A 13,116-nucleotide genomic window follows, 5' to 3' on the forward strand; every position below is an offset into this window, starting at 1 on the left:
CTAAATGGGCCAGGGCCAGTCGGGCGCGGCCAAGTCGGTAACCGGTTCGCGATGAGAGGTAAAGCCGTCGTTGCCTGCGACGCGGGAGTGGGGCAAAGCTGACGGCTGCAAAGGAATCTGGCGGGATTTCATCATGTTTCTGGTAACCGGGGGCGCCGGTTTTATCGGATCGAACGTCGTGGCCGCGTTGAACGACGCCGGGCACAGCGACGTCGCGGTCTGTGACGTGCTTGGACAGGACGGCAAGTGGCGGAACCTGGCCAAGCGCCAGCTTGCCGATGTCGTTCCGCCGGCCGAGCTTGGCGACTGGCTGATGGGGCGGCGGCTCACCGCCGTGATCCATCTCGGCGCCATCTCCGAGACCACGGCAACCGACGGCGATCTCGTGATCGAGACCAATTTCCGCCTCTCGATGCGGCTGCTCGACTGGTGCACGGCGAATGCCACGCCGTTCATCTATGCCTCCTCGGCCGCGACCTATGGCGACGGCGAACGGGGGTTTGACGACGACGCGTCGGTCGAGGCGCTGAAGCGGCTGCGGCCGATGAACCTGTACGGCTGGAGCAAGAACCTGTTCGACCTTGCGGTCGCCGAGCGCGTGGCGAAGAGCGAGCGTCTGCCGCCGCAATGGGCCGGGCTGAAATTCTTCAACGTGTTCGGCCCCAATGAATATCACAAGGGTCCGATGATGAGCGTGCTGGCGCGCCGCTTCGACGACATCAAGGCGGGCCGTGTCGTGCAGCTGTTCAAGTCGCATCGCGAGGGCATCGCCGACGGCGATCAACGCCGCGACTTCATCTATGTCGACGACGTCGTGCGGGTGATGATGTGGCTGATCGCGACGCCGCGTGTCTCCGGGCTGTTCAATGTCGGTACCGGCAAGGCGCGCAGCTTCAAGGACCTGATCGTCTCGGCCTATGGCGCGCTCGGGCTGGAGCCGAACATCCAGTATGTCGACATGCCCGAGCAGATTCGGGGCAGCTACCAGTACTTCACCCAGAGCGTCGTCGATCGTCTCGGGCGCGCCGGATACAATGGCGGTTTCACCCGCCTGGAAGACGCAGTCGGGGCCTATGTGACGGGCTTTCTCGATCGCGCGGATCGCTATCGCTAGTGCGGATGACGGTGACTGATGTTCGATTTTGAAGCGATCTCGCGTGCAATGTCCGGCCAGACCGTGCTCTGCGTCGGCGACCTCATGCTCGACGAGTTCGTCTATGGCGAGGTGTCGCGAATCTCGCCGGAGGCGCCGGCGCCGGTGATCGCGGTCAGGCGCAGCGAGACCAATATCGGCGGTGCCGGCAACGTTGCGCGCAACATCGCCGCGCTTGGCGGGCGCTGCATCTTCGTCGGCCTGATCGGCGAGGACGCCGCCGGCGCGGTGTTGGCCGAGGCGCTGGCGAAGGAGGCCGCTATCGAGGCCGTGCTGGTGCGCGACGCCGCGCGTCCGACCACGCGCAAGGTGCGCTTCGTCTCCGAGCAATTCTCGACCCACATGCTGCGCTCCGACTGGGAACTCGCCGCGCCAGCCGCGCCGGCCACCGAGCAGCAGCTGATCGACGCGATCCTGCCGCGTCTTGCGCGGGCCGACATCGTGCTGCTGTCGGACTACGCCAAGGGCGTGCTCACCGCGCGCGTGATCCGCAACGTGATCGACGCGGCGCGCCAGGCGCAAAAGCGCGTGATCGTCGACCCCAAGAGCGCCAATCTCGCGATCTATCGCGGTGCGACCATGCTGACGCCGAACCGCAAGGAATTCGCCGAGGCGACCCGCAGCCGCGCCGATAGCCAGGACAGCATCGCGCAGGCCGCGCCCGATGCGATGTACCTCGCGGATTGCGAGGCGATGCTGGTGACGCAGGGCGAGCGCGGCATGACGCTGGTGACGCGGGGCGGCGAGTCGATCCATGTGCCGGCGCTGCCGGTCAAGGTGCGCGACGTGTCCGGCGCCGGCGATACCGTTGCCGCGGCGCTGGCGCTGGCGCTGGCGGGTGGCGCCGATTGGGAAGGCGCGCTGCGGATCGCGAGCGCGGCGGCGGCGGTTGCGGTCGGCAAGACCGGTACCGCGATCGTCAAGTCCGCCGAATTGCGCCGAAGAATCCTGCCGCACGCTTCGCTGGCGGCCGAGGAGAAGATCGTCCCGGCCGGCGGCGACATCGATGCACATCTCGAGGAGTGGCGCCGGCAGGATCTGCGCATCGGCTTTACCAATGGCTGCTTCGACATCCTGCATCCCGGCCACGTCAAGGTGCTGACCGCCGCGCGCGGCGCCTGCGACCGCCTGGTCGTCGGGCTGAACAGCGACGCTTCGGTGAAGCGGCTGAAGGGCGAGGGACGTCCGGTGCAGGACGAGCGCGCCCGTGCCGAGGTGCTGGCGGCGCTGGAAGCCGTCGACCTCGTCGCGATCTTCGAGGAGGACACGCCGATCAATCTGATCACGCAGGTGCGGCCGAGCGTGCTTGTCAAGGGCGGCGACTATACCCGCGAGCAGGTGGTCGGCCACGAGATCGTCGAAGCCGCCGGCGGCGAGGTGGTGCTGGTCGAGATCCTGCCCGGCCACAGCACGACGTCGCTGGTTGCGCGGGCCCGTGAGGGCAAGGCGTGAGCGCAAGCATGGCAACCCCGGCAGGCGCCGCGGCGTGTCCGGCCTGGCGCGATCCGGCGCGCTGGCAGACCGCGACCGATGTGGTCGCGGTCCTGATTGCGCTGTCGCTGCCGTGGTCGACCTCGCTGGTCGGCATCTTCGGTGTGGTGCTGCTGATCGCGATTGCGCCGACGGTCGATCTGAAGGCATTCTGGGCGCTGCTGAAGCGGCCGATCTGCCTGGCGCCGGTGGCGTTGTTTTGCCTCGCGCTTGTCGGCACGCTCTGGTCGGACGCGGCCTGGGGCGCGCGATTCTACGCGGTCGGGCCGACCGCAAAGCTCCTCGTGCTTCCGGTCCTGCTCTATCATTTCCAGCGCTCGGCCCGCGGGACCTGGGTGTTTGTCGCTTTCCTCGTCTCCTGCACGCTGCTGATGCTGATGTCCTGGCTGGTGCTTGCCTATCCGCACCTCGCGCTGAGGGCGCCCGCGCCTGGCGAGCAGGGAGTCTTCGTCAAGAACTACATCGACCAGAGCCAGGAATTCACGTTATGCGCGGTCGCGCTGGCCTATCCGATCGTGATGCTGCTGCGGGCCAAACGCATCCTGCCGGCCATGTTGCTGATCGCGATTGCGCTCAGCCTGTTCGCCAACATGGCGATGGTGGTGGTGTCGCGCACTGCATTGGTGACGGTTCCGATTATGTTCGCGGTGTTTGCGCTGCTCCATCTGCGCTGGCGCAGCATCGTCCTGATCCTTTGCGCGGCCGCCGCGTTAGCCATAGTGGCGTGGTACGGCTCGCCGCAATTGCGCTCGACGGCGGAGTCATTCGAGCGCGATTACAAGCTCTACATGGAGCGCAACGAGCCCACGTCGCTCGGCTTGCGGCTCGAGTTCTGGCGCAAGTCGCTCGGCTTTTTTGCCGAGGCCCCGGTCATCGGCCATGGCACCGGAGCGACGCGGGGCCTGTTCGAGCGCGTCGCGAAGGGCGGTGCGACCCAGGCTTCCGGCGAAGTGATCGGAAACCCACACAATCAAACGTTGAACGTCGCCGTGCAGTGGGGCATTGTGGGTGTGGCGATACTGTACGCGATGTGGCTTCTGCACCTTTTGCTGTTCCGCGGCGACGGTCTCGTCAACTGGATCGGGCTTCTCGTCGTCGTCCAGAATATCTTTACTTCGTTGTTTAATTCACACATTTTCGACTTTCACGAAGGCTGGATGTATGTGCTGGGCGTCGGGGTTGCCGGCGGCATGGTGTTGAAGGGACCGATCCGGGGCAATGTGGAACCTGAACCTCCAATCCGCCCATGATCGCTGGCATGCGCTCCACAGATGCGCTATCAGCAGCCTACTCTCATCCCGAACCCCTAATTACCGGCAAATTCCCATTACATGATGCGCCTTTCACGGTTCACTTTGCGCAACTTCCTGATCTTGGTCCATGACGCGGTGGCGACGGCGTTTGCGTTGCTCGCGAGCTTTTATCTACGTTTTGAGGGCAGTCAGCTTTCTGATCGACAACCTCATTTGTGGCACATTCTGCCATGGTTCGTGCTGTTCAGTGTTGCGGTCAGCTACTTCTGCAATCTGACTACCGCGAAATGGCGGTTCACCTCGTTACCAGACGCGGTCAATATACTGCGGGTCGCAGCGGTGCTGACCTTGGCGCTCGTAGTGCTGGACTACGTATACTTCTTTGCCGGATCGAGTTCGCAGGCGCCAGTGTTCCTCGGCCGGATTACCATCATCCTCTTCTTTTTCCTTGAGGTATTCGCGTTAAGCGCGCTGCGCCTCGGCTATCGCTATTTCCGTTATTCACGCACGCGCCTGCATGCCCGATCGGACAATGCCGCGCCGGCCCTGCTGGTCGGACGTACGGCCGACGCGGAGGTCGTGCTGCGCGGCATCGAGAATGGCGCCATCAAGCGGCTCTGGCCGGTCGGCGTGCTCTCGCCGTCGAACGCGGATCGCGGCCAGATGATTCGCAACATTCCCGTGGTCGGCGGCGTCGACGACATCGAGGCCGTGATCAGGGATTTCGAGACCCGCCAGCGGCCGATCAAGCGCGTCGTCATGACCCCGTCGGCGTTTGAGCCCGAAGCGCATCCGGAAGGCGTGCTGATGCGCGCCAAGCGGCTCGGTCTGATGGTCAGTCGCCTGCCGTCGCTGGAGGGCGGCGACGCGCCGCGACTGACCAACGTCGCCGTCGAGGATCTGCTGCTGCGCCCGAGCCAGAAGATCGACTACGCGCGGCTCGAGACGCTGGTGAGGGGCAAGTCGGTCATTGTGACCGGCGGCGGCGGCTCGATCGGCGCGGAAATCTGCGACAGGGTCGCGACCTTCGGCGCGGCGCGCCTCCTGGTCGTGGAGAACTCGGAGCCGGCGCTCTATGCGGTCACCGAGGCGCTGTCCGCGCGCGACTCCGGTCCCGAGATCGAGGGCCGGATCGCCGATATCCGGGATCGCGAGCGCATCACGCGGCTGATGAGCGAGTTCAAGCCCGACATCGTGTTCCATGCCGCGGCGCTCAAGCATGTGCCGATCCTGGAGCGCGATTGGAGCGAAGGGGTCAAGACCAACATCTTCGGGTCGGTGAACGTGGCCGACGCCGCGCATGCTGCGGGCGCGAACGCGATGGTGATGATCTCGACCGACAAGGCGATCGAGCCGGTGTCGATGCTGGGCCTGACCAAGCGGTTCGCCGAGATGTATTGTCAGGCGCTGGACTATGACCTGATGACCGAGGCAAAGGGCGAGCCGCATATGCGGCTGATCTCGGTGCGGTTCGGCAATGTGCTGGCGTCCAATGGATCGGTGGTGCCTAAATTCAAGGCGCAAATCGAAGCCGGCGGACCGATCACAGTGACCCATCCCGACATGGTCCGTTATTTCATGACGATCCGCGAGGCCTGCGATCTCGTAATCACTGCGGCGACGCATGCAATGACGCCTGCGCGGCCGGATGTGTCGGTCTATGTCCTGAACATGGGGCAGCCGGTCAAGATCGTAGATCTCGCCGAGCGAATGATCCGTCTGTCAGGCCTGCAGCCCGGTGTTGATATCGAGGTGGTATTTAGCGGCATGCGTCCCGGAGAACGGCTGAACGAGATATTGTTTGCAAGCGAAGAGCCGACCATTGAGATCGGCGTCGATGGGATGATGGCGGCCAAGCCGAACCAGCCTCCGATGTCGACGTTGCGCAAATGGCTGGTGGCGCTGGACGACGCAATCCAGAGGGACGACCGCAAGACCATCCGCTCGGTACTTCAAGACGCCGTGCCTGAGTTCGGGTCGAATGCCGCCTGACCGCTCCGCGGTACACGAGCGCCTCGAAAGCCATTGATGAGCAGCTCCCGAAAAGTGGTTGTCGTCAGCCAGCACTATCCACCGGATTATAGCACGACCGCCGCGATCATGGCCGCCATCTCCGAGCGGATCGCGCGGGAGTCGAAGGTGGTGGTGATCTCTGGGATGCCGGGCTCGGCGCGCGCGCCGGCGCCCGGGCGGCCAGCCGTTATCGAGATCAGGAACTGGCTGCCTGGAAAGGCGGCGCTGATCAAGCGCGCGCTGGCCGAGGCGCTGTTCACGGGCCGGATTTTCTTTGCGCTGTTGTGGCGGCTGCGTCGGGGCGACGTGGCGCTGACGGTGACAGCCCCTTTCGCGCTTCCTTATGCCGTTGCCGCCGCGTCAAGGTTGAAGGGGGCGAAGCCGGTGCTGATCCTGCACGATCTGTTTCCCGACGTGCTTGTGATGGCCGGGCTGCTGCGGCCGTTCTCGCTGGTCGCGCGGGCAATGCGAGCGATCAACACGCTGATGTTCCGTGCCTTGAACGTCGTCATCGTGATCGGCCGCGATACCGAGAAGCTTGTGCTGCGGTATGGCGGAATGACGCCTGACAAGATTAAATTCATCCCGAACTGGACCACGCTCAGTCCCGCCAACCGTCCCGTCAGCCCGGACAATCCATTTCGTAAGGCTATCGCCGCCCGCTTCGTCGTCGGCCTCTCCGGCAATCTGGGCTTTACCCACGATCCGGAGATTGTCTTCGGGGCAGCGCGGCTCCTGCGAGCCGAACGCGATATCCATTTCCTGCTCTCGGGATGGGGTATAGGCTTTGCGCGACTGAAGGAGATGCAGGCCACAGCGCGGCTTGCCAATGTCACATTGGTCGACCGCGTTGCGGACGGTGAACTTGGTGCCCTTCTCTCAAGTGCGGACGTTTGGCTCGTTCCCTATCGCAAAAATGTCGCCGGTGTGTCGGTTCCGAGCCGGTTCTACAATCTTCTTGCAGTCGGTCGGCCCGTCATTCTCGTATCTGAGGCTGAGGCCGAGGCCGCACTTGCCGTCAGGGAGAATAGGTTAGGCTGGGTTGTGACACCCGGCAGGCCCGATCAACTCGCCAACGCGATTAGGTCGGCGTCGTGTTCGAAGGATGTCGGCATGGCAGAGCGTGCAGTTGCGACCGCGATGACCTTTAGTCCTGAGCGGGCCCTGGCCAGCTACGCCGCTGTGGTTCGGGAACTGCTATCCAATCACGATATGGAGCAGATCGCATGAGTAATCGACGCCCGACGGTTCTTGTGACTGGCGCGAGCGGTTTCGTCGGTCGCCACGTAGTACCTTTATTGGCTGGTCATGGCTGGTTGGTGCGGCGTGCCATGCGAACTCCGTCGCGGGATCCGAACGATATCATGATTGATACGTTGGGACCGAGCGCAGATTGGAGCGATGCGGTTGTTGGTGCAAATGCCGTAGTTCACCTCGCAGCTCGCGTTCATCACAAGAACGAAGAGCATGCGATCGAGCTTTATCAGACCGTAAATGTCGAGGGCACGCTGCACTTGGCGCGTGCGGCGATGGCCGCCGGCGTGCAGCATTTCATCTTTATCAGCACAATACTGGTGCACGGGCGCAGCAATAGCGGGCGCCCACCATTTCGCGAAGATGATTTCTTGACGCCCCGTGGCCTCTATGGAATGTCAAAGGCTGCTGCGGAGGCAGGTCTTAAGGAACTGGTAGCAGGTGGCAGCATGAGGGTCACCGTCATCCGTCCGCCAATGATCTATGGTGCCGGAGCAAAGGGAAATTTTGCGTATCTCGAAAAGGCCGTGAAACGCGGTGTCCCACTTCCGTTAGCCAATATCCGCAACCGCCGTGCCTTCCTATCGGTGGAGAACCTAGCTTCATTCATCCTACACCGCCTCTCGCAGCCAGGGCAGGATTTCGACGTGTTTCTTGTGGCTGATAGCGAGCAGGTTTCGACGCCGCTTTTCATCGAACGTCTCGCCCACGCAGCGCAGACTCCTCCACGTTTATTCCGATTGCCCGCGTCGCTTCTTAGGGCAATGCTGATGTTGATTGGTCGAAGTGACGCGTGCGACAGCTTGCTTGGCTCGCTCGAGCTAGATCTTTCGAAAGTTGCCACGACCGGATGGCAACCGCCACTCAGCCTCGATGACGGCTTGAAACGTGTCGTTAGTCCAAGGCTACCTTAACTTAGCGGGAGGAGCGAGACGCGAAAATCGGCGGAGCAGGAGGGTAACGGCGAGCGCACCGACTAATAGTAAGGTAATGTCTGCGGTAAGAGAGGTGAGGGCGACCGAGGCGAATGCGAGCACAACCAACACTAAGTTAAGCACAAAGACCTCGCCGACGACGCGCCACACGGTAAAACCGTTGTCGGTCGCGCGCTGATAGAAGTGTGAGCGATGTGCGGCCCAGAACGGCTCGCGCCGCGCCATGCGGCGAAACAGCGTCACTGTAGCATCCGTCAAATAATATAGCGGCAGCAGCAGTGCGGCGGCGAACTGCTGATGTAGAGCGAGCTCGAGCAGGCACCAGCCCAGCAACAAGCCGATTGGTAAGCTGCCGACATCGCCGAGGAATATCCTTGCGACCGGTCGGTTGGACGGCGCGAAGCCGAGCAACGCGCCACACAGCGCTGCCGCGACCAGTGCGGGAGCTGCGGGGACATAGCCGAAGCCGCCGAGCAGCACGATCGCGACGGTGATCGGCACTACCTCGGCCGCGGTCATCAAATCGAGCCCGTCCATGAAGTTGACGAGGTTTACGAACCAGAGGCCGGCGATCAGCAGCAGGCCGCGTTCGAGCCAGACCGGGCTGGATTGCGCGAGCCTGAGATCACTAGGTACCGAAAACACCACGGCTGCAACGGCGGCGGCCTGCAGCAACAGCCGCGGAACGACGGGCAAGGAAAGGATGTCGTCGGCCAAGCCGACCACCGCGATGAATAGGCAGGCCGCGAAAACAGTGAATGGAATTGTCAGGTCCGGCGATCCGGCCAGCCCGATGACGATCCCGCCCGCGAGTAGCGTGGCCGCCGTGACCGCAACACCGGCACCCTGCGGTGTTGGAACTCGGTGCGATGATCGTGCATTCGGTTTGGCCAGCGCTACGCGCTGCAGGATTGGTCGCGTCGCCCGGACTAAAACGACCGAGATCAATGCGGCCAGAACTGTCGCGATAAGCGAGAGTAGGATTTGGGGGCTGCTCATGGTAAAAGTCACTTTGATCCTGGGACTTCGATCGGCTCAGCGCCCTTGGCGGCTTTCTCGGCACTCAATATCCAGACGAGACCGCCAAACACACCGACCACGAACGATACCGCGCCGAACAACAGGGAGATGTTGATGCCTTCATTGGCGATCAATCCAGCGTAGCCGAACGCCAGCGCCATCGTAGCCTCGCGCACGCCCCAGCCGGCGATCGAGATCGGCATCATCGTGATCAGCATCACGGGCGGCAACAACTGGAAGATCTGGCCGAAGGTGACGGGGGCGGTGATCGACTTGATCACGCACCAGGCGATCACGACGGTCACGACGTGAATGGCGATCGAGAGGGTTGCGACCCTCAATCCGTGCTTGCGGCTGAACAGCACCCGGTTCGCGATGACCGCGCAGGCGTAGATGTGATGTGTTGCCCACCATTGCTTCAGCCAGGCCCATGGCAACACGCCGATCAGCAGGAAGCCAAATCCGGCCGCGAGTGCGGCGAGGTCAAGAAGCAGCAACGCCATCCAGCCGTGGGAATCGGAAATCAGCCGATAACTCCAGGGCAGGGTGGCGGCGATGACGACGGCAAGAGCGATCAGTCCGATCGCGCGGTCGACGAAAATCGAATAGGTGGCTGCGCGCCAGCCCGCACCGGCGCGCGCGACGAGCCAAAGCCGGACCGCGTCGCCGCCGATCGAGGACGGCAGTGTCTGGTTGAAGAAGGTGCCGATCACATTGAAGCGCATGGCTTGGCCGGTCTTCAGCGGGGCGCCGCACTCCACGCTGATCTCCCGCCAGCGCAGCACCCCGAGGAAGATCTGCAGGAACGTGACCGCGATCGCGAGGCTGAGCCAGCCCAAGCTCTCGACCTGGATACGGGAGGCAAGGTCGTACAGATTGACCTTGCGCAGCGAGAAATAGAGCAGCGCGGCCGAGATCAGGATCTTGACGGTCGAAAGCAGGATTCGGCGCATTTCCGTTCGCGCTGCCAGGTTTCAGAATGTGTCAAAAACAGCGCAAAACGCTTTCGCGCGCCCAAATTCGCCGCCTTGGTATTGTTTCCGCGCCGATCTGGCAATACCCGTACTGGTCCCTATTGCGGCAGGCGCGAAGGGGCGGCTAAAGAGGCCGGAACCGGGGACGGCCGGCCACTCACCGGGGGTTTACGTTACCGCTAAAATCCGACCAGACGCGCGGGGGGCGCGTGCTACTGCTTGGATAGTGCTTCCGAGGCAACAGGGCCGCCGGCCGCGACGGCCTGGGCCGATTTGGTGTGTCGTCCGCAGGCGGATACGACAGGACTTGCACGACAGGATTTGAGGCATCGATGGATCGACGAATTATTCCCCTAATCATGTGCGGCGGCGCGGGCACGCGGTTGTGGCCGGCGTCGCGCGAGGTGCATCCGAAGCAGTTCCTGTCGCTGTTCGGGGCGCGCTCGACCTTCCAGGAGACGCTGCTGAGGGTTTCCGATGCCGGCCTGTTCGAGCGTCCGATCGTGATCACCAACGAGGCCTATCGCTTCATGGTGCTGGAGCAACTGGCCGAGATCGGCCGCGAGGCCGACGTGCTGCTGGAGCCGATGCGCCGCGACTCGGGGCCGGCGATCGCGGCCGGTGCGGCGTTCGCGCAGAGCCGCGACAGCGAAGCGATCGTGCTGGCGCTGGCCGCCGACCATCTGGTGCGGGACACCGCGGCCTTCGTCGCCGCGTGCCGCGGCGGGTTGGTGGCCGCGGACGCCGGCCGCATCGTGACGTTCGGCGTCAAGCCGGAGCGGCCGGCTACCGAATACGGCTACATCAATCCGGGTGAGGCGGTCGCCGGCGAGGTGCGCACGGTGGCGAAATTCGTCGAGAAGCCGGATGCCGCGACGGCGGCGGGCTATATCGATGCAGGTTATCTCTGGAACAGCGGCAACTTCATGTTCCGCGCCGGCGTGCTGCTCGACGAGTACCGCAATGTCGATGCGGACAGCGTGGCATCGGTGGAGCAGTCGGTTGCGTCGGCGGCGCGCGATCTCGGCTTCATCAAGCTCGATGCGCAGGCCTTCGGCGCGGCGAAGGCGATCTCGATCGACTACGCTGTGATGGAGAAGACTTCGCATGCCGCGGTGGTGCCGGTGGCGTGCGGCTGGTCCGACATCGGCTCGTGGCGCCAGGTCTGGGAGCTCGCCGACAAGGACAGCCTCGGCAACGCTTCGCGCGGCAAGGCGGTGTTCGAGGACTCCCGCAATTGCAACGTCTCGACCGACCGGGCGCTGGTTGCGCTCGAAGGCGTCGACGATCTCGTCGTGGTCGCGACCCAGGATGCCGTGCTGGTGTCACGGCAGAAGGACGCCAACGGGCTGAAGCGGCTGGTCGCGAAATTGAAAGTGGCGGCACCGGAGGTGACCGAGAACCACATCAAGGTGCATCGCCCCTGGGGCTCCTATCAGTCGGTCGACAATGGCGATCGCCACCAGGTCAAGCGGATCGTCGTCAAGCCGGGCGGACGGCTGTCCCTGCAGAAGCACCATCACCGCTCCGAGCACTGGATCGTGGTGCGCGGCACCGCGCAGGTCACCGTCAACGAGCTGATCAAGACGGTGCACGAGAACGAATCGATCTACATCCCGATCGGCGCGGTGCACAGGCTGGAGAACCCGGGCAAGATCCAGCTCGAGCTGATCGAGGTGCAGACCGGCAGCTACCTCGGCGAGGACGACATCATTCGCATCGAGGATGACTATCGGCGCACCTGAGGCGAACGGGCCCCGCGCTAGATCGAGTCGCGGGCGATGTAACTCTTTGAATCAAAACGTGTCCGGATTTCGCCGTTGGCATTCGCCACATTTGTGACGCCGTGCTATAGCGGCTGCTAACGAAGCGGGTCGTGATTTGCGCCAAAGGCGTGGATCGGGCAGAGGGGCCTTGGTGCTGATTCCCTCGGAGCTGGGATGGCTCCCTGAGAAGCCTGGACAACCGCCAGAACGTTACTTGGGGTCTACGATATGAATGCAAAAATGTCCGCAGCCGGCGCGACGGCCGATACCGGCCGCGCATTGCGCGTCGGCGTGATCGGCGCCGGCGTGATGGGCAGCAACCATGCCCGCGTGCTGGCCGGACTGCCCGGGGTGCTGTTGATCGGCATCGTCGATCCGCTGCCGGAACATCGCACCCGCGCCATCGACCTGGTCGGCTGCCGCGCCTTCGAAAGCCTCGATCAGCTGTTCGCCGAGGGCATCGATGCGGTGACGATCGCAGCCCCCACCCATCTGCATCACGAGATCGCGCTCGCCTGCATCGCGCGCAACGTTCACATCCTAGTCGAGAAGCCGGTCGCATCGACGGTCGAAGAGGGCCGCGAGATCGTCGCGGCCGCCGAGCGGGCTGGCGTCACGCTGATGGTCGGCCATGTCGAGCGTTTCAATCCGGCGGTCGCCGCGATCAAGAAGGCGATCTCGGGCGAGGACATCCTGTCGATCGGCATCACCCGGGTCGGCCCGTTCCCGCCGCGAATGTCCAATGTCGGCGTCGTGATCGATCTTGCCGTGCACGACATCGACCTGATCCGGTGGTTCACCGAGTCCGATATCATCGAGGTGCAGCCGCAGCTTTCGAGCGCCGTCGCCGAGCGCGAGGATATCGCGCTGCTGCAGTTCCGCACCGCTTCCGGCGTCCTCGCCCATATCAACACCAACTGGCTGACGCCGTTCAAGGCGCGCAACGTGACGGTCGCAACCCGCGGCAAGTATGTGATGGGCGATCTGCTCACGCGTCAGGTCACCGAATGCTTCGGCTTCAAGCCGGACGGCAGCTATTCGATGCGTCATCTGCCGGTCGGTCACGACGAGCCGTTGCGCGCCGAACTGATCGCCTTCCTCGATGCCGTGCGTGGCGGCAAGCTGCCGGCAGTGTCCGGCGACGAGGGCGTGGCGAGCCTCGAGATCGCGATCCGCTGCCTGGAATCGCCCGCCAGGCCCGCCGCCTCGACGATGCGCAAGGGGCCGCGCCGCATCGCCGGCTGATTTTCATTCATT

10 protein-coding genes are annotated in these 13,116 nt (G+C 63.7%); 8 read left to right on the top strand and 2 right to left on the bottom strand.

The window, feature by feature from the left end:
* Positions 1 to 133: 133 nt before the first annotated feature.
* The 6 genes from rfaD (at position 134) to JEY66_RS16755 (ending at position 8,078) form a co-directional block, all read left to right on the top strand.
* The gene (rfaD, locus tag JEY66_RS16730) at positions 134 to 1,114 is read left to right on the top strand and encodes an ADP-glyceromanno-heptose 6-epimerase (protein WP_018272625.1); all 981 of its coding nucleotides are present in this window, start codon (positions 134 to 136) and stop codon (positions 1,112 to 1,114) included.
* 18 nt (positions 1,115 to 1,132) lie between these two features.
* Positions 1,133 to 2,605, top strand: a complete 1,473-nt coding sequence (gene rfaE1, locus JEY66_RS16735; protein ID WP_018272624.1) for a D-glycero-beta-D-manno-heptose-7-phosphate kinase — start codon at positions 1,133 to 1,135, stop codon at positions 2,603 to 2,605.
* 8 nt (positions 2,606 to 2,613) lie between these two features.
* Entirely contained in the window at positions 2,614 to 3,894 is a 1,281-nt protein-coding gene (locus tag JEY66_RS16740; protein ID WP_018272623.1) for an O-antigen ligase family protein, read from the top strand.
* An 81-nt stretch (positions 3,895 to 3,975) separates the two neighbouring features.
* Positions 3,976 to 5,889, top strand: a complete 1,914-nt coding sequence (locus JEY66_RS16745) for a nucleoside-diphosphate sugar epimerase/dehydratase (RefSeq protein ID WP_026193028.1) — start codon at positions 3,976 to 3,978, stop codon at positions 5,887 to 5,889.
* Positions 5,890 to 5,925: 36 nt separating this feature from the next.
* Positions 5,926 to 7,140, top strand: coding sequence for a glycosyltransferase family 4 protein (locus JEY66_RS16750; RefSeq protein ID WP_041482679.1), 1,215 nt, complete (start codon positions 5,926 to 5,928; stop codon positions 7,138 to 7,140).
* Positions 7,137 to 8,078 carry an NAD-dependent epimerase/dehydratase family protein gene (locus tag JEY66_RS16755; protein WP_026193027.1) on the top strand — a complete coding sequence of 314 codons (942 nt, stop codon included), beginning with the start codon at positions 7,137 to 7,139 and terminating at the stop codon, positions 8,076 to 8,078. The genes JEY66_RS16750 and JEY66_RS16755 overlap by 4 nt, the downstream gene beginning before the upstream one ends.
* On the opposite strand, the gene JEY66_RS16760 is transcribed toward JEY66_RS16755, so the two are convergent.
* Together JEY66_RS16760 and JEY66_RS16765 are read right to left on the bottom strand one after the other, a co-directional pair.
* On the bottom strand, positions 8,070 to 9,098 hold the full coding sequence (locus JEY66_RS16760) for an MraY family glycosyltransferase (RefSeq protein WP_080650439.1): 1,029 nt from the start codon (positions 9,096 to 9,098) through the stop codon (positions 8,070 to 8,072). The genes JEY66_RS16755 and JEY66_RS16760 overlap by 9 nt on opposite strands.
* A gap of 8 nt (positions 9,099 to 9,106) precedes the next feature.
* Positions 9,107 to 10,072 carry a lysylphosphatidylglycerol synthase transmembrane domain-containing protein gene (locus JEY66_RS16765; protein WP_018272618.1) on the bottom strand — a complete coding sequence of 322 codons (966 nt, stop codon included), beginning with the start codon at positions 10,070 to 10,072 and terminating at the stop codon, positions 9,107 to 9,109.
* A 353-nt stretch (positions 10,073 to 10,425) separates the two neighbouring features.
* On the opposite strand from JEY66_RS16765, the gene JEY66_RS16770 reads away from it, so the two are divergent.
* Positions 10,426 to 11,838 carry a mannose-1-phosphate guanylyltransferase/mannose-6-phosphate isomerase gene (locus JEY66_RS16770; protein WP_026193026.1) on the top strand — a complete coding sequence of 471 codons (1,413 nt, stop codon included), beginning with the start codon at positions 10,426 to 10,428 and terminating at the stop codon, positions 11,836 to 11,838.
* A 261-nt stretch (positions 11,839 to 12,099) separates the two neighbouring features.
* Positions 12,100 to 13,104 carry a Gfo/Idh/MocA family protein gene (locus JEY66_RS16775; protein WP_026193025.1) on the top strand — a complete coding sequence of 335 codons (1,005 nt, stop codon included), beginning with the start codon at positions 12,100 to 12,102 and terminating at the stop codon, positions 13,102 to 13,104.
* Positions 13,105 to 13,116 lie beyond the last annotated feature (12 nt).

Source organism: Bradyrhizobium elkanii USDA 76, from assembly GCF_023278185.1.
Classification (GTDB): Bacteria; Pseudomonadota; Alphaproteobacteria; order Rhizobiales; family Xanthobacteraceae; genus Bradyrhizobium; species Bradyrhizobium elkanii.

Bases quoted from the DNA above. Each gene is read 5' to 3' on its own strand.
- rfaD (WP_018272625.1), top strand. From the start codon at position 134: ATGTTTCTGGTAACCGGGGGCGCCGGTTTTATCGGATCGAACGTCGTG.
- rfaE1 (WP_018272624.1), top strand. From the start codon at position 1,133: ATGTTCGATTTTGAAGCGATCTCGCGTGCAATGTCCGGCCAGACCGTG.
- JEY66_RS16740 (WP_018272623.1), top strand. From the start codon at position 2,614: ATGGCAACCCCGGCAGGCGCCGCGGCGTGTCCGGCCTGGCGCGATCCG.
- JEY66_RS16745 (WP_026193028.1), top strand. From the start codon at position 3,976: ATGATGCGCCTTTCACGGTTCACTTTGCGCAACTTCCTGATCTTGGTC.
- JEY66_RS16750 (WP_041482679.1), top strand. From the start codon at position 5,926: ATGAGCAGCTCCCGAAAAGTGGTTGTCGTCAGCCAGCACTATCCACCG.
- JEY66_RS16755 (WP_026193027.1), top strand. From the start codon at position 7,137: ATGAGTAATCGACGCCCGACGGTTCTTGTGACTGGCGCGAGCGGTTTC.
- JEY66_RS16760 (WP_080650439.1), bottom strand. From the start codon at position 9,098: ATGAGCAGCCCCCAAATCCTACTCTCGCTTATCGCGACAGTTCTGGCC.
- JEY66_RS16765 (WP_018272618.1), bottom strand. From the start codon at position 10,072: ATGCGCCGAATCCTGCTTTCGACCGTCAAGATCCTGATCTCGGCCGCG.
- JEY66_RS16770 (WP_026193026.1), top strand. From the start codon at position 10,426: ATGGATCGACGAATTATTCCCCTAATCATGTGCGGCGGCGCGGGCACG.
- JEY66_RS16775 (WP_026193025.1), top strand. From the start codon at position 12,100: ATGTCCGCAGCCGGCGCGACGGCCGATACCGGCCGCGCATTGCGCGTC.